Below are 19,328 nucleotides of genomic sequence, written 5' to 3' on the forward strand. Positions count from 1 at the left end.
CTGTTACTAGGATTCTGGATAAATACGTCTATTTGTCGCGTCTTGATAACCCAAAAGTTGGTTAATCAACAGGCGTGACAAAAAGTATATTTAGTCAGGGGATTGCGCTTGAACCGTTCATTTTATGCTTTATTGGTCAGCCAAACGGCAACCAATCTTGGCTTTGCGCTCTATACGATGGTTGTGGTCATGCATCTGTACACGCAGACCGGTTCGACGGCGTTGTCCGCTGCCGTGACGTTAATCAGCGCCATTTCGCGAATGGTCAGCGGCGTTATTTTGCCGTCGTTTGCCGACCGGTTTCGGCTTCCGGTACTGCTGATCTTTTCGCAAACGACGCAACTGGTTGTTCTCCTGTGTCTTGCGCTGATGCTGACGCAGGACGTTTCCGCCTCGAGCTTGATTGTCATCATGGTGCTGCTCGCGATCATTTCTTTTTTTAACGGCTGGTTCTCGCCTGTGAAAAGCTCTTATTTCTATTGAAGCAGCATGAAACGACGGAACTTCGAACGGGACAAGGATTCGTGTCCGGATTAACGGCAGGCTGGAAGATTCTTTACAGGCATGAAGGACTGCGCGTGCTCGTCATGATGGATCTGATCGAATCTTGGGTCGGCACGATCTGGATCGGAGCCGTCACGTTAACCTTTGTCAAAGAGGCTTTGCACGAAGGAGAAGCCTGGTGGGGGTATATTAACGGCGGTTACTATTTAGGCACCATCGTCGGCGGGTTGATCGTCCTTCGGCTTTCCCGCCGGATGCAGGGAAAGCTGACCATGAGTATGCTGCTGGGAGCGTCTTTGTTCGGTGTGCTGACACTGCTGTACGGGTTCGTATCGAACAGCATGCTGGCGCTGCTGCTCGTCCTGTTGATGGGGCTGGCTTATCAGATCCGCGATCTGGCGCAAGAATCGATGATTCAAAATAGCTCGGACGAGCATACCTTGCTTAAAGTGGCGGCAGCCCGGTCTACCTTGGTCCAGCTCATCTCGATGCTCTCCATTGCCGTGATCGGAATCGTAACAGACGTTATCGGCGTTCGGTTAGTTTACATCATCTCCGGCTGCGTGCTGCTCGTGTCATCTGTGTACGGGTTCGTGCAGCTACAGCTTCGAAAATAGGGGCTTTGCTGGAGCGCGAACACCTGTAGCGCCCCTTCTCAATCGTTGGCCTGCTCCTCGTATTGCGGGAACAGCAGCTTGAGCATCCCCAGAATGCGCTCCCGGTCTTGATCGGTGAGCAGGTGGCCGTTGTAGTGAAGGCCGCTCACGTATTGGAGCGACTTGCCGATATCGTACAGATGCTCAAGCGTCTGGGTATCGGTTTTTTCGGCGTCCGCTCCTATCGTTCGGAACTGCTCCGCTATGTTTTCCAATTGGCCGATCAGCTTGTAAATCTCCACCTTCGGCGGATCTTGCTGAAGCAAAGCTTGCAGCGTGTCCGGCGTAATCTCAAAATCGTCGCCGAAGAACGGGCGATATTCCTGTTCCAATCGTTTGATGGCCGTCCGGGGAATGAGGGGAAGGGCATGAACGATCCCGTCGAGGTCAATACCGAGAATATCGAGCAGGTCTTGGAACGCCTGCCGGTACTTGTGGGTGTCGGCGAGCTTCCGATAACCGGCGGCCGCCATCAGGTCGGCATACTCGACGCCCAGCGGTTCGACCAGCTTCTCCAACAGCTCGGGCGAGGGCATGTTTTTTTTCTTGCCTGTTTCGATCTGGGACAAATAAGGGTTCGAGTAGCCGATCCGATCGCCCAACTGGGTAAGCGTCAGCCCTTTGGATTCTCTTAAGCTTTTTAAATAGGCTCCGAATTGCTGAACGTTCATCCGCGCACATCCTTTCTTGTTCTTCTATTATACACTTTTACTTGCTATTAGTAAACAATCTCGCGAATATTGTTGCCAATAGCAAGAATGTGTGATAATGTTACTAACACAAAACAAGAAACGATGAACAGCAGCCTGCGGAATGCTTGTCCGCAGCAACAATAACGATGCGGGTGAATCGAAAGGTGGTCGCTATGAACGATACGCTCACGCTTGCGCAAAAGAAAGCCGTCCGCGCAGCTATGGAAGAACGGCTGGCTCTGTACCGGAGCTACAAATACAGCAGCTTCGAACGCCGCGAAGCCCGGGTTACCGCCAGCTACGACCCACGGTACCACGGGGCGACGAATGCGGTAAGCGATCCTACCGCGCAGATCGCGGTGTACAACGTCAACGAGCAAATGCACCGCAGTTACGTGTGCGATTCCGTGGAAATCGCGCTGAGCCTGCTGCCGGACAAGCAGCGGTCGATCATCGAAACGCGGTATATGCGGCACAATACGCCGACGGATACGCAGGTATGTGACAGGCTGAGTATGTTCAAGGATACGTATGACCGAAACCGGCTTGCGGCGATGTACGAAATGGCTTTATTCCTGGAAGTGGATTGCGGGTTCGAGCTGACATAGCACAGTAAGCAACTGAATTATATTGAAAAAAGCCGGTGTTTCCTACGACTGAGGAGCACCGGCTAACTGTTTTACTTTCGCTCGTTAGATGGTAAAATGCGTGTCTTCGTCTTTCCAGATGCCGGGCTGCCGCTTCGGGAGGCTCTTTAAATGCGCCACTTCCTGCGGTACGCCGCTGGCTGCCGCGGCTTCGTAGATCGTCATGCCGCCCAGAATGAGTTCGTCGGGCATCAGCAGCTCGACGGCAAACTGGTTAGCTTCGCTCTCGATCCGGTCGATCGAAACGAGCGTGTTCGTGCGAAGGAAAGGTGTATTCACCTTGGGGTGAAGGAGCACGTGCCCAAGCTCGTGCGCGCACGTAAAGCGCTGGCCGGATTTATCCAAGCCTTGGTTGATATGGATGAAGCGGATGCGCTTGTACGTGCTGAAGTAACCGAGAATGTTGCCGAGCGGCTCAAAGAGAACAAGGATGTTTTTCTGAGATGCGATTTTGAAAGGGTTGTTTGTTCCGTACTTTTTAATCAGTTGCAAGGCTGCTTGTTTCGAATTTCGCATCTGTTTTATCTACTCCCGTACCGATTTTATTTTCGATATTTGTTCGGGGTAAACTTCTGTTTCGCTAACTGCTTGGCAAGCCGCATGGAATTCTCTAGCGATATTCGCAGCAATTCTTTACTCTCCTCATCCAAGGTTTCGCCATGAAAAGCAAGAGCTTCGTCGGACTCGAGATCGCTGAGCATTCGTTCAAGATCACGGGCGATGTCCTTCTCTTCTTTGGGTGTCAAGGGAGACGTGCCCCGCTTCTCCTCCATGAACGATACGTTCGGTGAAGGTTCATCGGACAAGCCCAGAAGGTAATCCGTCGTCACTTGAAAATGGGAAGCGAGCTTGCCGGCCATATCGGCGCTCAGCCGTTTTTTTCCCCTTTCGATCTCGTAATAATATTGAGGCGTAATGTTCAACAGCTCGGCGACAACGGTCCCCGCCATATTCCTTGCTTTTCGAATGTCCCGCACCCGATTCCCCATAAGACACTTCACCTTTTCTGAACTGGCTTTTAATAGAACGCTTGTTTCCATTGTATCAGCTTTTAGCTTAAAAATCAACCTGGAACAACTTAATAATGAAGAAAATGGGAGATAAATTAAGCAAATAGATTGTTTTATGGATATATTTGTGCGATAATTCCTCTATATGCTGAAATTAAGAGATTGTGTTTTTGAAGCTAATAGCTTATTCTTGGTTTTACAAAACGAACGCTATGCTCATGAATGGAGGCGCCTCGAATATGACGAATCACGTCCAAAACCTTGAATCTGCAAACGCGGCTCAACCGGTTAACCCTGTGAGGGAGCGGCGGCAGGTTGCGGCAAAAACGGTGAAGAGCAGCAAGGCGGAGCAGGCTTACCGTGTGCAAGCAGGGCCTGGGGAACTGCGTCAATCGGTGACTTTGGAGATGCTCCGGACGAAGCTTGCCGGGCTCGTTCAAGCCGGACGTCAATGTGAAATTCGGGCGCTCCTCCGGCACTACGGCGCCGAACGGCTGCCGGACGTTCCAACGAAATATTTTGACGAGCTGCTCCACGCGGCGGAAAAGCTCGGGTGAACGGTGCCGCAAGGTTAATCTGTAAGTTCAATCGGACATACTTCCAGAGCATGACGAGAGGGGAACAAACCGGAATGATGATGCTTAATGTCGAACTAAATTACGAAAAAATGGCTATAGATCGGCTTCGTGGATATAAACGGCTTGTCGGACGAATCAAGATGCTTGAGAAGTTTCCTGTCAGCGGCGGGATGCGTCTCGGCACGATTGTTCAGGATGGACAGCTGCAAGACGTGCACCGGCAGTGGCGGAAGCTGTCGGCATCCGGCGCAGATCAGGAAGCGCTGCGAAGCACGGAGGCGAACATCAAGGCGCTGTTGGAAGGGCTGTTGGGTACGTCGGACGGCTATCAGGGGGTATTGGCGCGGATAGCTGAGCTGCAAGAGCTGGAACGGCAAAAGGAGCGAATGGAGCATGCCCTGGACGCTCTGGACGATTTGAAACACGAATACGCGCAAGTGCTCAAATTGCTTTACCTGGATGGAAACGAGCCGCATGACATCGCTTGCGAGCTGGGCATCTCCCTATCCACCTTCTATGGCTGGAGACGCAAAGCGTTGAAGGAATACGGAATATTGATTAGCTAGAGTCGCAGCGGTCTACGGCTCTTTTTTTACGTTATCGGTCTGCTTGATCCGTGCGGCGGGATTCTCCTGTGCTATAATGAAGCTAATTTTCAATAAAGAGGAAACGAGGAGAAATCGATGCTTCAAGAGGATTTGGCCGGTAGACGAGGAAGAAGACGAGGAACGTTGGGAGGACGATCCCGTCTCCGATCAGGCATTTTACAGATCTTAGCCGATTCATCCCTTGCCTTTAGGCATGGGATGAATCGGCTTAGGACAAGGGCTGTCTTTAGACAGCTTAATTGTCCTACATTGTTTCATGTTGTTGCAGTTTTTAGGTTTAAACTGACACAATCGGTGTATGGGATAACAATATAGAAGAACGACAACAACCGTATCACTCATCAACTATCATTTTGTGTGGTAAAATTAAAAGGTACGACCTCGCAATGTTTTGCGTCAAGAATTTAAGCACTTGGAGCATTTGCCAAGCCTTTGGACACGTTCCTATTTTGTCAGCACGGCAGGGAATGTTTCGAGTGAAACCATCCAACGTTATGTTGAAGAACAAAAGAAAAGGGGGTGAAGCCATGCAAACCGTAACCGTTCAAATTCGAATATTCCCAAACGATGTTTCCCTGCTGAAGGAGATGGGGGACGAATACATCAAAACGGTCAATCTCCTCACCGAACAAGCGGAAGCATCGGGCGCATTTCCAAAGCTCACCTCCAAGGATGTCGATGCCAAACTTCCATCCGCCGTAAAGAACCAAGCCATTCGAGATGCGCGAAGCATTCATAACAAGACGAAAAAGCAAGGAAAACGTCCGGTTCTCAAGCGTAGAGCCTACTACGTCAATAACCAGAACTATTCACTTGGTGACCGTAGCGTTGCATTTCCTGTGATGTTGGATGGGAACGTACAGCGGCTCAAGATTTCGGCTCGTGTAACGGAACGCGACCAACGATTGCTATCCGGCGGCAAGCTGGGCCTCTTAAAAGTGGTTGAGAAGTCGGGCAAGTGGTACGTACAAATTTCTGTTGAAAGAAAGACAGAACAATCAACCGGCGATGTCGCGATGGGAATTGACTTGGGCTTAAAAGTCCCTGCCGTTGTTGTCATCTCAACAGGGAAGACGAAATTTGTTGGCAACGGCAGACAGAACAAGTACATACGCCGTAAATACAAAGAGCGCAGAAGAAAGATGGGCAAGTTAAAGAAGCTGTCAGCGATTCGTAAGCAAGAAAATAAAGAACATCGCTACATGAAAGACCAAAACCACAAAATCAGCCGAAAGATCGTGAACATGGCGATTGAAGAACAAGTATCAGTCATCAAGCTGGAAAAGCTGACGAACCTTCGCCAAACGACAAGAACAAGTCGTAAAAACACCAAAAACTTGCATAACTGGACGTTCTATCAATTGCAAACGTTTATCGCATACAAAGCGGCATTGGCGGGGATCAACATCATCGAAGTCAATTCAGCGTACACCTCCCAAACGTGTCCAAACTGCGAGAAACGGAACAAGGCAAAGGACCGAACGTATGAGTGTTCATGCGGGTATCGCGCACACCGCGACAGGGTTGGAGCGATCAACATCCTGCGCCAACCTGTGATAGATGGTAACAGTCTATCAGCCTAGATAGCTATACGCTCTGATCTAGGATGAGCTAATGAGCTAGCTCTTAACTTAGCAGTCGGCACAAAACAGAAATGGCCTGCGTGCGTTAACTAGCTAAGAATCCCACGGCTTTTGCCGTGTTGGAGGCTCAAAGCTTCGTTTACTATACGGCGCAAATTTTGCTTCTATATAAAGAAGATATTCGCCGGCTTTGCGATTCGTCGTGTGAGGAAGTGCGGGATGCCGCTAGGGAACTGCATGCGGAGGTAGCAAGAATCGAGGCTGGGGGCTGAGTTGAGAAAGGCGGGCTTGTTGGAAAAACGTCGGAATATCGCTGCAAATGCGTTGGAATAACGATGGACAACCTTTGTAACGAAGTGCGGTTTTCCCGTGCTATGATGTTAATGTAAGATAATTGTGCTAAGGGGAACACGAACGAAAGAGTCGCAGCGATGCGGCTCTTTTTGCATTCGCTCCGCCGCACAAGATTAGGCTTCAGGGGGAGGGAGGATATGGAGCGGTTGCGCCAACTGGTTGGTACAGTTCAAGCAGGCGATTTCCGGAGCAACCTTTGAGGTGTGCGCCGCTGCCGGGCGGAAGGAAGCGCAGGCTGCGGCAATTCATGAAGCTTCGATTTTCCGGCTTCTATTGGGGTGGTGAACGTGGAAGAAATTAAGCAGGGGATCGCGAAACGGCTCAAGGCATTGTTTCCGGCCGTGAGCGTCTATACCGAACAGGTCGAGCAGGGCTTCACGAAGCCTGCTTTTTTTGTTCGGCAAACGGAAGGTGCGCAGAAGCACGGAATGAACCGGCGGTATATCCGGACGGGGACGTTCAACATCGCCTACTTTCCGGTTCCGGGCAGTCCGCAGTTGATCCGCGATTGCGAGACGGTCCGGGATACGTTGTACGAGCAGCTTGAGCTGATCCCGTGGGAAGGTCAACCGTACCGCGGCTCGGGCATGCGCTACACGTTGACGGACAACGTGCTTCATTTTTTCGTCAGCTTCGAGGTTCATATGATACGGCTGAAAGAGGCTGTGCCTACGATGCGAAATTTAGTACAGGAGGAACATATCCGACATGATTGAACAAAAGACAGGCATGATGGAAGAAACGATTGCGGCTCAGGGGAGCTTGCCTGCTTATACGAAGCAGCAGTTTTTGGAGTCGAAGCTGTTTACGGCGCAGCAAAAGGATTTGCTGAACGCTCTGCTTCACGATGAAGAAACGTATACGACCGACCAGGTCAAACAACAAATCGAACAATTTTTGAATAAGGCGGTGGAATAGATGGCAGGCGGAACATGGACAACTCAAAACAAAGTACGCCCAGGGGTGTACATCAATTTCGAAGGTGAAGGAAAACCGGCCGGAACAGCCGGCGACCGCGGGATTATGACGATGGCGCTGCCGCTCGGCTGGGGCGAAGCGAAAAAAGTGCTAACGATCAACGCGGGCGACGATGTGAAAACGATGCTCGGCTACGATATCACAGCGCCTCAGCTGCTGCTGGTTCGGGAGGCTTTGAAACGCGCCAAAACGGTGCTGCTGTATCGTTTGAATGCGGGAACGAAGGCGGAGGCGAAGGTCGGCGCACTGACGGTGACGGCCAAGCACGGCGGCGTGCGCGGCAACGATTTGTCCGTCGTCGTTCAGGCGAATATCGACGACAGTAAGAAATTCGACGTGAAGACGCTGCTGGCAGGGCAGGTGCTTGATATCCAGACCGTGGTAGACATTAATGAGCTGAAAGCGAACGATTGGGTCGAATTCTACGGCAAGGGCGATTCTTCCCCGACGACGGCGGGCGCTTCGCTCACTAGCGGTGCAGATGGCACCGTAACGAATCAGGACCATACCGACTATCTCGCGGCAATCGAAGTGTTCGATTTCCAAACGATGGCGCTTGCGTCCGGCGACGCTACGTTGAAATCCGTGTACACGGCATTCGTGAAGCGGCTAAGAGACACCGAAGGCAAGAAGGTGCAGGCCGTGCTGGAAAACTATCCGGCAGCCGACTTCGAAGGCATCATCAGCGTCAAAAACGGCGTCGTGCTGACGGACGGCACCGTTCTGGATGCGGTGAAAGCGACGGTATGGGTAGCTGCGGCAACAGCTGGAGCGCAGGTGAACCAATCGCTGACGTACCAAGCGTATGACGATGCGGTCGATGCGGACATCCGTTACACGAACTCTCAAATCGAATCCGCGCTGCGCGGCGGCGAGGTTGTTTTTGTGCAAAACAAAGGTCGTGCCATCGTTGAGCAGGACCTGAACACGTTCAAAAGCTTCCTGCCGACGAAGGGCAAAGCGTTCTCCAAAAACCGCGTGATCCGCGCGCTCGACGGCATTGCCAACGATATTAAGCGGATTTTCGAGACATTCTATATCGGCAAGGTGAACAACGATCATGACGGTCGCAATTTGCTGTGGAACGAGGTTGTTACTTACCTGAGAACGCTGCAGGCGAATGCGGCGATCCAAAACTTCAATTCGCAAACCGACGTGAAAGTCATCCAAGGTCAGGATGTCGACAGTGTGTATGTGGAGCTGCATATCCAGCCGGTTGATTCGATCGAAAAAATCTACATGAAAGTGACGGTGAAGTAACATGGCAGAACAAAAAGTGTTACGTGCTCGCGATACGATTAGCGGTCAAGAAGGCCGTGCTTACGCAACGATTAACGGAAATAAAGAAGAAATGTTTTATGTCAAGAAGCTGGAAGCCAAGGTCGAGAAAGAAAAAGCGGAAATCAAGGCGCTCGGCCGCCGGGGAACGCAAAGCAAGGCGAAAGGCTGGAAAGGCACCGGCAGCATGACGATTTACTATATCACTACGCTTTTCCGTGATCTGATGAGAGAATATATGGTCAACGGAAGGGACACTTATTTTGATATTACGGTATCGAACGAAGACCCTTCCTCTTCGGTTGGAATGCAAACCGTTATTATTAAAAATGTCAACCTGGACAGTGTCATTATGGCATCTCTCGATACCGGAAGCGATGCGTTGGAGGAGGAAATTGCCTTCACCTTCGACGGTATTGAAATTAAAGATCGATTCAACGCCCCTACTGCGGGCTAATCTCAAAAACTGGAGGACATAATTCATGAGCGATTTAAGCGTATTTTTTGCCCAAAATGCAGAAACGAGCACGATTGAGGAGGTTGTCGTTTCGGAACGATTCAAGGACCGGGAGGGTGTTCCGGTGCCGTGGCATCTCTGCAGCATGACGGAGGAGGAGAACGAGGCGGTGCGCAAAGCCGTCACGAAGCGCGTCAAAGGCAAAGGCGGCAGCTATACCACCGAAATCGACCAGAATGAGTATATCGCGAAGCTGGCCGTGAACAGCGTCGTTTTCCCGAACCTGAAGGATGCGGAATTGCAGCAATCGTACGGCGTGCTTGGCGCCGAGTCGCTGCTGCGCAAAATGCTGCTCCCCGGGGAGTATGCGAACCTGCTCCAAAAGGTGCAGGAGCTCAACGGCTTCGACAAAGATATGAACGAGCTGGTTGACGAAGTAAAAAACTAATCAACGAGGGCGCAGGCGAGGCGAATTACGCCTACTATGCCCTCCACGAGCTTCACATTTTACCGCAGGATCTCATGGCGATGTCGCGGCGCGAAAGGGCCGCGATCTACGCCATGATCGACGTGCGGGTGGAGAAAGAAAAACGCGCCCGCGCTAAAAAAGGGTTATAGGGAGCGTCTCTTAGGAGGCGCTTCTTTTTAGGTTGTAGAAAGGAGGTAGGAATGTGAATTTTGGTCTCCAAATATTTAAAAGCGTGGCAAAGTCATTTGGGCAGGTTCCAAGGTTAGTGCAATCTGCTCGGGCAGGTATTTTGCGTATAAGCACAATGGCTTTCCTGCAATTTCAACGAGTGTCCGGAGCTGTAGGCGCATGGGTGAATAATCTGAAGAACAATATTATACAAAAATTACGCCAGATTCGATTGCCTTCCCTAAATATACCGTCTTCGAAGATCCAGATCGTTATTAACGTAACGATTAACATCTCCGGCAACTTGTCCGCACTTCAACAGCTTCAGCGATCGCCGGGAAAAATAGCCGCAATGTTCCGCAATCTCGGGGCAACGGTTAATAAAGTATTCCAGATTATAAAGCAATTCAAATTGCCTTCTCTTAATTTAAAACCGATAGCCCAAGCTGCAGTGGCAATAAAGCAAGTGTTGTTAAATGCTTTTACAGGCGTGCTGAAAAGGTTTAAACAAGGCAATGAAGCGATTTTGTCTGGCTTTGGAAAGTTAAGGAAATATATTTCAACAGTCTTGCAGAACAGCCAGATCCGGTTGCCGCTCCCTAACGTAAGACAATGGTTGAAAAATTTATTGGGAGTAGTTAATGCAGCTGCACCAACTGTTAAAAAATCGTTTCAAAAATTTGGATCCATGGTTGGCTCTGTTGTAAGCCTCGAAAACGGGCAGAAGCTGTATCAAGCTACCGTTGGAGGAGCCATGGAACAGCAAAAGAGAAAAGATATGTTCATTGAACGAGCAGGAGGCGATAAGAAGAATGATAAATTTGGCGAATCCATGTTTGAATACTACAAAGCGGAAGCGTTGAATTTGGGAGTAGATGTAAATGACTACTTGTCTACTGCTTTAACGTTCATGCCTGTAGCACAAAATGCGGATCAGATCAGTAAACTGAGTAAGCTTGCTCATCGTTTGGCGACATTCGATCCTGAAAACCAAGGAATTCAGGCTAATGGTTTAGCTTTAAAAGAGGCGCTGAGCGGGGATCCGGTTTCAATGGCCTCTTTGGCTAAACGGTTTGGCATGAGCGAAAACCAAGTGAGTGAGCTCAAATTGGACAAACTTGCTGAGAAAGGCGACAAAGAAGGATTTATTTCGGGAGTGGATAAGCTTTTTGAAATGAACAATATGGGGACACAAGCTTATGAAGATATGCTTAATAGTCCCACGGAACAAGTTGGAACGCTGGTAACCAATGTCAAGAATGCCTTTGCCGAAATAGGTCAAGCTGCTTTTCAGGCGTTTGGGGAAGTGATCGAAAATATTAACAAAGCTTTTAAAAATGGAAAATTTAAATCTTTCATTGATGGTATGAAAGCTGGTTTTGCAGTAATTGCCAACGTAGTGTCAACCGTAGTGCAGTTTCTCGTTAATAATTTTGGACTTGTTCAAAATATACTGGTAGCCCTTGGTATCGTTTTATTGGTACTGGCAGGTATATGGTTGGTGCAATGGTTTGCCGCTTTATGGCCAGTATTTTTGGTTATTGCAGCTATTGTATTACTTCTAGAAATTTTAAATTATTTTGGGATTTCAACGAGCCAAGTTATAGGCTTTGTAGTTGGGTTGTTTATGAGCTTGGCAGCATCCATTAACAACTACTTTGCAGTGTGTTGGAACATTTTGGTTGCTTTTGCTGAATTTTTTGCAAATGTTCTTACTGATCCGGCATATGCGCTTAAAAAATTGTTTTACGATATATTTCTAAGTTTACACGAATACTTCAGTAATTTTCTTAATGACGCCGTCAATGGGGTAAATTGGTTAATTGAGAAATTCAATGGTTTTGCAGGGACTGAAATTCCTCCTATCCCTAGATTCGAAGTGGAGCTTGAAAAATTAAAGCCGAAGACGGACAAAGATGTGGTCGATTATTCCAATCGCCGCATGGGGCAAAAAAGCACTTTCGATGCAATTGGCGAAGGTCAAAAGTTAATGAACACAATCATGCCACCTGTTGTAGGTAATCCTGATGACAAGACCAATGACATCAAAGAACGAGTAAAAAAGTGGACTAATGTACCGAAAAACTTTCCACTTGCCAAACAGCCCGGCTCCGAGCTTCCTAACATTAACCGCGTAAACGAGATCGGCGAAATCAATGGCACAGTCGAGGTTGCCGTCGAAGACCTTGAGGTTATGCGGGATTTGGCTGAAATTCAGAGCATCCAAAACTTTGTAACACTGACACCGACCGTACAGGTGACCACTGGGGATATTCACCAGCCGACTGATACGAACGAAATGATCAGGCGCATTGAAGAAGTGATGTCGCGCGAAATCGCAAATTCCGCTCAAGGGGTGTACGCGTGATGGAAGACCATTATTTTATTTATTTGAGCTTTAATAATCAGGCCGAAGGCTGGCGGCTGCCGGTCAACCCGGAATCGATCGAAATTTCGGAGGAAGGCCAAGGGAAAACGTACAACATCGTCGGTAAAGGCGGGGGGACAGAGGAGACGCGTGCGGGCGAAATTAATGTCATTCAGAGCCCGAAGCTGAGGACGGTGAGCTTCAGCAGCTTTTTTCCCTCAAAATCGCATAACTATCCGTTTATTGTACAGGGCATCCGTGAATTCAATAAAGATTATCAGTATCTGAGCGATGGAATTCATAGCCCGATGAAATACGTGAGAGATATCCGCAAATGGATGGAGACCAAGCATCCGATCCGTTTTATGTATATCGTTCGTCGTAAACGCGAAGACGGCACACTGGATAAGGAAGGCGATCGAGACCTCAACTTTCCGGCCTCGATCGAAAAGTTCGAGTGGAAGGAAGTTGCCGGTTCCCCGGGCGATATCGAATATTCGCTGTCGCTCAAGGAATACGTCTTTTATTCTGCACGAAATATCCCGATTGTTGTAGATGCCAATGGGGAAACGGCCCTCATCCAGAAGCCGGAGCGTCCGAAGGAGCGGGTTATTCCGGAGACATACGCTCTTGTTAAAGACGACTGGCTCATTAAGGTAGCCTTAAAATTTTACAATGATAGTTCCCGTGCCCGCGATATTCAAAAGCTGAATAGAATCCGTAATTCCAAGCTTAGGTATCTTCCGATCGGCATGGTACTCAAGCTACCGCCCAAGTAAGGAGGAATACGAAACGATGCTCCAAATTGAAATTGATAACAAAGACGGATTACTGTGGGATCTCTCCGGAATCGTTTCCGAAGCAACCTACAAAACGACCCGGGCCGGACAAGCTTCCAGCTTTGAAATGACCTTGATCAAAGGAGGCTTCTACGAATCCGAAAAATTCAAGTATAATCTTGGAGACATTATTCGGGTGAGGCTGGGCGGCCATAACGTGTTTTACGGATATATTTTCTCTATCGATAGCGGCAGAGATGAAACTGTAAAAATTACAGCCTATGATCAAATTCGTTATTTGTTGGCCAACGATACCTACACGCGTACGAATATTACCGCGACAGCCTTAATCCAGGAAATTGCCAAAGATTTCAAGCTAAAGGTAGGCAAGCTGGACGATACGGGGTACCAGATCCCAAAGATCAGCGAAAGTAACAGTAAATTGTTGGACATTATTTGCAAGGCACTTACCAAAACGTTAATCGATACGAAAAAAATGTATGTTTTCTTTGACGATTTCGGGGAACTGTCTCTTCGCAATGCGTATTCGATGACCTTGGATGTTTGGCTTGGGGATGGAAGCTTAGTCTATGATTACAAGCAAAAGCGTTCCCTCGATAAAACAAGCAACTTTGTGAAAATTTTTCAAGAAAATAAGAAAAACAAGCAGCGGGTTAATTACATCCTCCAGGACAGCAATAGCGTTGCCAAGTGGGGGCGGCTGCAGCATTACCAGACCGTTGATGAAAATGTCAGCGTACCGAAAATCAATGAAATGCTGGACAATCTTTTGAAGCTTAAAAATCGCGAGCAAAAGACGTTTCAGCTCGACGCTCTCGGCGATATCCGGGTCCGTGCGGGATGTTACGTCTTGATTAACATGCAAGAGCTCGGGATTAACCAGCGTTACCTGGTCAATGAATGCACACATAAATTTGATGGCAGCGCCGATCATACCATGAGTTTGGAACTGGTCGATTTTGACATCAGGAAGAGGTAGGAATGGGACTCTTAAATCTAATCAAACAAGCGGGTCTCGATGCTGTTGAGGCGGGCAACCCCGTTTCCGTATTGTACGGAACAGTAATTAGCGAAAGTCCTCTGAAGGTGAACGTTGACCCGCGTTTCACGCTGACGGAGGATTTTTTAATTGTTCCAGAGCAACTGACGGACTACCGGGTGACGGTTGGAGGACAGGAGATCGTGATCCGGGAAGGCTTGAAGTCGGGTAACCGCGTCATTTTACTCCGCATGCAGGGTGGAGAGCAGTACGTCATTGTGGATCGGGTGGTGACGGCATGATTCCGCAAGGCGGTGTGCTGGGAAACAACCGGAACGTGGAAATGACGCAGCTTCCCAGCCGGACTTACCGGTTGGATAACGCGATGAACCGGATCGTCGGTATGACCGACGGGCTGGATGCGGTCAAGCAGGCTGCGCAGCTCATTTTGGAGACAGAGCGTTATGAGTATTTGATTTATAGCGACAACTATGGCCGCGAGTTCTCCGGATTGCTTGGACGGGAGCCCGCTTTCGTGCAGGCGGAGCTTTATCGGCGCATCCGGGCGGCGCTCATGCAGGACGACCGGATTCGGGATGTGCAGGACATGCGGATCACGGTTATGGGGGACGAGGCTTCGGCTTCGTTCACTGTCGTATCGCAATACGGCAGTTTTGAGATGACGAAAGGAGTGGGAGCGGGTGTATGAACATCAGACGTTCCAAACGATTTTGAACCGGATGCTTTCCCGCGTGCCGGCAGACGTGGACAAGCGGGAGGGCAGTATCATCTATGATGCCCTTGCGCCGGCCGCTTTGGAGCTGACGGAGATGTATTTTCAGCTGGATACGAATCTGGACCTTTCGCTTGCGGATACGTCGAGCGACGAATTTTTGGAACGGCGGACGGCCGAGTTCGGGGTTGAACGCGAAAAGGCAAGCAAAGCGCGCCGCAAGGGGCTATTTTACGGGAATGCCGACGCCCCGGCGGATGTGCCTGTCGGCAGCCGATTCGGCGCCGGGGACCTCCGGTATGCGGTCGTTCGCCGGGTTGCTGCCGGTGTGTTCGAGCTGGAATGCGAAACGGCCGGCGCTACCGGGAACCATTATTTCGGCGCGCTGCTGCCCATCGATTATATCGCCGGACTTGTCCGCGCTGAGCTGGCCGACGTGCTTGTCCCGGGTGAGGACGAAGAGACGGACGAAGCGCTGCGGAAGCGGTTTTTCCAAGGGCAGAAGGAGAAGCCGTTCGGGGGAAACGTGGCGGATTACAAGCAAAAGATCGGCAATATTCCCGGCGTCGGCGGGGTCAAAATCTTCCCGGCATGGCAGGGAGGCGGAACGGTCAAATGTACCTTGCTGGGCAGCGACTTTAATCCGCCGTCCGCTGCTTTGATCGAAGAAGTGCAGACAGCTATAGACCCTACGGTGAACAAGGGCAAAGGCTGGGGGCTGGCTCCGATGGGCCATACCGTCACGATTGACGGCGTACAAAGCGTGAAGCTCGACGTGGAGACCACGATTACTCTTGCAGCCGCTGTGTCCGTCGGGCAGGTGCAGGGAGAGATTGAGGCAGCGATTTCTGCATATTTGCTTGGGCTGCGCCAAACCTGGGCGGAAGAATCTCAGCTGACTGTCCGGATCAGCCAGATTGATGCGCGTATTTTGACCGTATCCGGGGTTAACGATGTGAAGGGTACTCGCTTGAATGATCAGACGGCGAACATGACTTTGTCCACGGAGAAAATCCCGCAGATGGGGACGGTGAAGCTGCATGTCTAAGCTGATGGATTATTTGCCGGAGCATTTTCACGAGATCAAGGAAATGAAGGAGCTGACCCGCACCGAGGACGAGGAAATCGAGGCGATAGCTCACGCGGTCCGGCAGTTTTTGGACAACCAGTTCGTCACGACGGCGCAGGAATGGGTGATCAAGCGTCGGGAGGACATGGTCGGCATTCGCGCGGACTCGGCGGTGGAAACGCTGGAGTTCCGCCGAAACCGGCTGATTAACCGTTATTCCACGCGCCCGCCGTTCACCGTCCGCTATCTGCAAAGCCGACTGGATTCTCTCATCGGGCAAGGTGTGGCGAAGGTGGAAGTGGACGGGCAAAATTTTGTTTTGAAAATTACGATGGGTGTGCCCGATGCGGCGTATTTCAAGGAGATCGAGCATACGGTCCAAATCGTCAAACCGGCGAACCTTGTATACAACCAGGCGACTTCTCTGGCCGACCGCGTCGGGCTGGAGGAGCACATTTGGAAAACGCCGCTTACCCGGAAGACCCGGCTCTCCACGACGTGGAAGCTGGGCAGCACCCGATTCGCCAATCGTGGCAAGGAGGTACAGGTGAAATGATTCCTACGACGTTTATTAGCGAGCTGGCTCAATTTACGAATACGCAAATTGAAAAAGTGGTGCTGAACGGGAGTTACGAGATCAATACGTTCCGGATCAAAAAAGTGGAAGCAGGCATCGTGGAGCTGGAGTATATGATCCCCGCCGGATCGGTGGCCGAAGTAAAGCTGATCGAGTTGGGAAGCAGCAAAGGGCAAGTCGTAAGCTCTAACGAAGCGTATGTGCCGATCACGAGCGATACGGTGATTAAGCATACGGTGACGGTGAGGGAGGTGTAGGGATGGCATACGAGGCAAAGACGAATTGGCAGCTTGACGATACGGTGACGGAACAGGACATGAACCGGATCGAGCGGGGGCTTAAAGATGCGTATGAGAATAGTTTGACAAGCCCGCCGCCCGAGCAGGTAAATCTCGGATACGGCTTGCACGTTGTGGATGCGAAGCGAACAGCGCCGTTGGAGAATGTAACCATCAAGGGCCGGACGCTAGTGAATTTGCTGGGGCGGGACGGGAATTGTGAGGATGTACGTAGATGGACAGTTATTCAATCTACCCTGAGTTCTGATACTACAAACAAGGTGCTTGGGAATTCTTCACTAAAAATTACGTCAGATAGTGCTAATGGAACAGGTCATTTTGCTAGTATTAGTAATTACGTTATTAGGGAATCTTCTTTATATTTACTTCTTGGCAGTGTGAGGCCTAATTTGGGAGAAGCCAAAATCGTACCGATTACGTTTAAAGATTCAACAGTAACGGGCGATTATGAAACTTGGGTTCGTACGATAAGCGATACTACGAAGTTTAGCTTTGTCGCATTTAAATTCAAGCCAAACCGCGGAAGTAACAAGCTTGAACTTAGGTTACTTACAAGTGACGGAGCTAGTGCGAATTTTGATGCTATCGCGCTTTATGAAATTACTGAAGCAGAATTCGACGCTATTGACAACATGACACCTGAACAGATCGCAGCAAAGTGGCCATACGTCGATGATATGAAGAACATTTACTCGCCCTATATTGTGAGGTATGGGGAAAATCTTTTGTTTCCAATGAGTGAAGCTACAACGGCAATTGGAACAGCGAAGTATGAGGTAATTGATCCGTATAAGGCGAAAATCACAACTAATGACATTAATCAATTTGTAGGATGGAGAAACATTCCGGCTATTCCGGATCATGAATACACATTCTCATTCGAGAGTGCTAAAGGTGGATGCAAGGTCTATATTAACGAAGTTTCGAGTGTTGATGGATCTTTCTCTCAACGGGTTTTTACCGCAGTTAGCCCCATTCACTTTAGGAGCAAATCTGCGACCAAAACTCTGGAATTATTCTTTGGTAATGCGGATGCCACCGGGACTTATATCATTGATAAGCCAATGCTTACCTTAGGAGCAACAGATAAACCGTTCAAATCGCGCAACGACGATTACCTCTTCTTTCCTAACGTTCAGCTTGCCTCCAATGTTGATGGAAAGGTCTACGATACTTTGTTTCAGCGTGACGGGAAGTATTGGAAGCTGGCGAGGTTTAAGACAGTAGAACTAAGCGGGAATGTGAAATGGGGCAATTTAAGTAAGGATGCGGGAGTTAAAGCTATAACTACAGAAAAAAACACATTATCCGATGGCCTATTGGGTCCTAACTCGCTTGGTATTACCAGACTTGTAAAATATAACGGAAAGCTTCTTGCTGACTACCCGGGAAATTCCAATATACCTGATATAGGATGGATTGCAGTTGATCAATCCATTCGTATAGCAATATCTAACGTAGACAGCGGATGGGGCGATTTATATGATCCGTCACCTGAGGATATCGGAGCATATTTCAATGGATGGCGGATGTGTGATACATCTGATCCAACAGGAAAAACTCCTTATAATAAATCAGGTACACAAGGCTGGTTTTGGGTAACGGATTCAAGCGCCAATCCTTCTTTTGCTTTTTCTCTTCCGACATCTCAAGCTGGAAACGGGTGGAAACCTTATACGCTCCAATACCAACTTGCCAAATCAACTCCGGAAGAAATTATAGCGGAAGGTGGTATTTCGCTCCATGAAGGATTTAATCAGGTAGAGATCGGTAACGGGTTAGTTGTGCGGGAGAAAGTCAATCCATTTTTAAATAGCGACACCAATACTTATATTAATAATATATTTTTAGGTGGTGGTGCCTCTAAATTGAAAAATAAAACTTTAAAAATATTGAAGGTATATAGAAACGAATTAGAAGACGATGTAAGATGGATTTTTTACAAAGGGGCCCATACTTTTGGACAATCAGAGGTTTATGCTAAACTCGGAAACTACGATCCTTCGGCCGCCTATACTGTAACATACCTTGCTTTTGATCAATACTCCCTTACCTGCAATGTTCTAGCCATTCAAGGTGAATATGCGGGGAACGTAAAAACAGTCGTCGATACATTAGCAGCCAGTGGGGCCGATCTGCTAGCTCGGGTTAGCGTGTTAGAGAATACGAAAGCCCAGAAAATACAGGGACAATGGATCACACCGACGTTGTTGAACGGGTGGGTAAGTGAAGGAAGCGGTTATTCCAACCCGGGTTATTATAAGGACCAATTTGGGATTGTGCACCTCTCAGGGGTGATACGAGGGGGAACGACTTCAACTTTCACCGCTCTATTCTACCTTCCTGCTTGGTATCGTCCCAAAAATCGACTAAATCTTGCGATTTTTACGTTTGACGTATCCTCTACGGGAATTTGTTCGCTTCACATAGAGGCTGGCGGAGCTGTAAAAATCGGATCAATTAATTGTAAACAATATATTTCCTTGGATGGTATTTCTTTTTTAGCAGAGCAATAGAGGAG

General features: G+C 49.1%; 23 protein-coding genes and 1 pseudogene. 21 read left to right on the forward strand and 3 right to left on the reverse strand.

Annotated features, from left to right (window positions below; all coding sequences use genetic code 11):
• Nucleotides 1-108: 108 nt before the first annotated feature.
• Both NLX71_RS10015 and NLX71_RS10020 read left to right on the forward strand, forming a co-directional pair.
• Complete coding sequence (locus NLX71_RS10015; protein ID WP_254363470.1) at nt 109-483, forward strand: MFS transporter; 375 nt, start codon at nt 109-111, stop codon at nt 481-483.
• Between the two features lie 41 nt (nt 484-524).
• Nucleotides 525-1,121 (forward strand): MFS transporter, encoded by a 597-nt coding sequence (locus tag NLX71_RS10020; protein ID WP_254363471.1) that lies wholly within the window; start codon nt 525-527, stop codon nt 1,119-1,121.
• Nucleotides 1,122-1,159: 38 nt separating this feature from the next.
• Here the strand turns inward: NLX71_RS10020 and NLX71_RS10025 are convergent, their stop codons facing one another.
• Nucleotides 1,160-1,831 (reverse strand): helix-turn-helix domain-containing protein, encoded by a 672-nt coding sequence (locus tag NLX71_RS10025; protein WP_254363472.1) that lies wholly within the window; start codon nt 1,829-1,831, stop codon nt 1,160-1,162.
• A gap of 194 nt (nt 1,832-2,025) precedes the next feature.
• Here NLX71_RS10025 and NLX71_RS10030 point away from each other — a divergent pair, with 194 nt between their 5' ends.
• The gene (locus tag NLX71_RS10030) at nt 2,026-2,460 is read left to right on the forward strand and encodes an ArpU family phage packaging/lysis transcriptional regulator (RefSeq protein WP_254363473.1); all 435 of its coding nucleotides are present in this window, start codon (nt 2,026-2,028) and stop codon (nt 2,458-2,460) included.
• Nucleotides 2,461-2,544: 84 nt separating this feature from the next.
• Here the strand turns inward: NLX71_RS10030 and NLX71_RS10035 are convergent, their stop codons facing one another.
• Nucleotides 2,545-3,015, reverse strand: coding sequence for an ImmA/IrrE family metallo-endopeptidase (locus NLX71_RS10035; RefSeq protein ID WP_254363474.1), 471 nt, complete (start codon nt 3,013-3,015; stop codon nt 2,545-2,547).
• 26 nt (nt 3,016-3,041) lie between these two features.
• A complete protein-coding gene (locus NLX71_RS10040; RefSeq protein WP_254363475.1) occupies nt 3,042-3,488 on the reverse strand; it encodes a helix-turn-helix domain-containing protein in 447 nt (148 codons plus the stop codon).
• 260 nt (nt 3,489-3,748) lie between these two features.
• On the opposite strand from NLX71_RS10040, the gene NLX71_RS10045 reads away from it, so the two are divergent.
• The 18 genes and pseudogenes from NLX71_RS10045 to NLX71_RS10130 all read left to right on the forward strand — a co-directional run bounded on the left by NLX71_RS10045 (nt 3,749) and on the right by NLX71_RS10130 (nt 19,323).
• On the forward strand, nt 3,749-4,066 hold the full coding sequence (locus NLX71_RS10045; protein WP_254363477.1) for a hypothetical protein: 318 nt from the start codon (nt 3,749-3,751) through the stop codon (nt 4,064-4,066).
• A 74-nt stretch (nt 4,067-4,140) separates the two neighbouring features.
• Nucleotides 4,141-4,653, forward strand: coding sequence for an RNA polymerase sigma factor (locus NLX71_RS10050; RefSeq protein ID WP_254363478.1), 513 nt, complete (start codon nt 4,141-4,143; stop codon nt 4,651-4,653).
• 472 nt (nt 4,654-5,125) lie between these two features.
• A pseudogene (locus tag NLX71_RS10055) lies at nt 5,126-5,218 on the forward strand (transposase); the annotation flags it as partial.
• A gap of 4 nt (nt 5,219-5,222) precedes the next feature.
• The gene (locus NLX71_RS10060; RefSeq protein ID WP_254363479.1) at nt 5,223-6,278 is read left to right on the forward strand and encodes an RNA-guided endonuclease InsQ/TnpB family protein; all 1,056 of its coding nucleotides are present in this window, start codon (nt 5,223-5,225) and stop codon (nt 6,276-6,278) included.
• Nucleotides 6,279-6,919: 641 nt separating this feature from the next.
• The gene (locus NLX71_RS10065) at nt 6,920-7,348 is read left to right on the forward strand and encodes a phage tail terminator family protein (RefSeq protein ID WP_254363480.1); all 429 of its coding nucleotides are present in this window, start codon (nt 6,920-6,922) and stop codon (nt 7,346-7,348) included.
• The gene (locus NLX71_RS10070) at nt 7,341-7,550 is read left to right on the forward strand and encodes a hypothetical protein (RefSeq protein ID WP_254363482.1); all 210 of its coding nucleotides are present in this window, start codon (nt 7,341-7,343) and stop codon (nt 7,548-7,550) included. Before NLX71_RS10065 ends, NLX71_RS10070 begins: the two co-directional genes overlap by 8 nt.
• Complete coding sequence (locus NLX71_RS10075; RefSeq protein WP_254363483.1) at nt 7,551-8,870, forward strand: phage tail sheath family protein; 1,320 nt, start codon at nt 7,551-7,553, stop codon at nt 8,868-8,870. It abuts the gene before it with no gap.
• Between the two features lies 1 nt (nt 8,871).
• On the forward strand, nt 8,872-9,345 hold the full coding sequence (locus NLX71_RS10080) for a phage tail tube protein (protein WP_090672026.1): 474 nt from the start codon (nt 8,872-8,874) through the stop codon (nt 9,343-9,345).
• A gap of 25 nt (nt 9,346-9,370) precedes the next feature.
• On the forward strand, nt 9,371-9,793 hold the full coding sequence (locus NLX71_RS10085) for a phage tail assembly chaperone (RefSeq protein WP_254363485.1): 423 nt from the start codon (nt 9,371-9,373) through the stop codon (nt 9,791-9,793).
• A gap of 223 nt (nt 9,794-10,016) precedes the next feature.
• A complete protein-coding gene (locus NLX71_RS10090; protein WP_254363486.1) occupies nt 10,017-12,350 on the forward strand; it encodes a phage tail family protein in 2,334 nt (777 codons plus the stop codon).
• Nucleotides 12,350-13,129 carry a peptidoglycan-binding protein LysM gene (locus NLX71_RS10095; RefSeq protein ID WP_254363488.1) on the forward strand — a complete coding sequence of 260 codons (780 nt, stop codon included), beginning with the start codon at nt 12,350-12,352 and terminating at the stop codon, nt 13,127-13,129. Before NLX71_RS10090 ends, NLX71_RS10095 begins: the two co-directional genes overlap by 1 nt.
• A gap of 16 nt (nt 13,130-13,145) precedes the next feature.
• The gene (locus NLX71_RS10100; RefSeq protein WP_254363489.1) at nt 13,146-14,129 is read left to right on the forward strand and encodes an XkdQ/YqbQ family protein; all 984 of its coding nucleotides are present in this window, start codon (nt 13,146-13,148) and stop codon (nt 14,127-14,129) included.
• A 2-nt stretch (nt 14,130-14,131) separates the two neighbouring features.
• Entirely contained in the window at nt 14,132-14,431 is a 300-nt protein-coding gene (locus tag NLX71_RS10105) for a DUF2577 domain-containing protein (protein ID WP_254363490.1), read from the forward strand.
• A complete protein-coding gene (locus tag NLX71_RS10110) occupies nt 14,428-14,838 on the forward strand; it encodes a DUF2634 domain-containing protein (protein ID WP_254363491.1) in 411 nt (136 codons plus the stop codon). The genes NLX71_RS10105 and NLX71_RS10110 overlap by 4 nt, the downstream gene beginning before the upstream one ends.
• Nucleotides 14,831-15,910, forward strand: coding sequence for a baseplate J/gp47 family protein (locus NLX71_RS10115; protein ID WP_254363492.1), 1,080 nt, complete (start codon nt 14,831-14,833; stop codon nt 15,908-15,910). Before NLX71_RS10110 ends, NLX71_RS10115 begins: the two co-directional genes overlap by 8 nt.
• Nucleotides 15,903-16,487 (forward strand): putative phage tail protein, encoded by a 585-nt coding sequence (locus NLX71_RS10120; RefSeq protein WP_254363494.1) that lies wholly within the window; start codon nt 15,903-15,905, stop codon nt 16,485-16,487. Before NLX71_RS10115 ends, NLX71_RS10120 begins: the two co-directional genes overlap by 8 nt.
• Nucleotides 16,484-16,765, forward strand: coding sequence for a ketopantoate hydroxymethyltransferase (locus NLX71_RS10125; RefSeq protein ID WP_254363496.1), 282 nt, complete (start codon nt 16,484-16,486; stop codon nt 16,763-16,765). Before NLX71_RS10120 ends, NLX71_RS10125 begins: the two co-directional genes overlap by 4 nt.
• 2 nt (nt 16,766-16,767) lie before the next feature.
• The gene (locus tag NLX71_RS10130; protein ID WP_254363498.1) at nt 16,768-19,323 is read left to right on the forward strand and encodes a hypothetical protein; all 2,556 of its coding nucleotides are present in this window, start codon (nt 16,768-16,770) and stop codon (nt 19,321-19,323) included.
• The last annotated feature ends 5 nt before the right edge of the window (nt 19,324-19,328 follow it).

The organism is Paenibacillus sp. MZ04-78.2 (assembly GCF_024213375.1).
Classification (GTDB): domain Bacteria; phylum Bacillota; class Bacilli; order Paenibacillales; family NBRC-103111; genus Paenibacillus_G.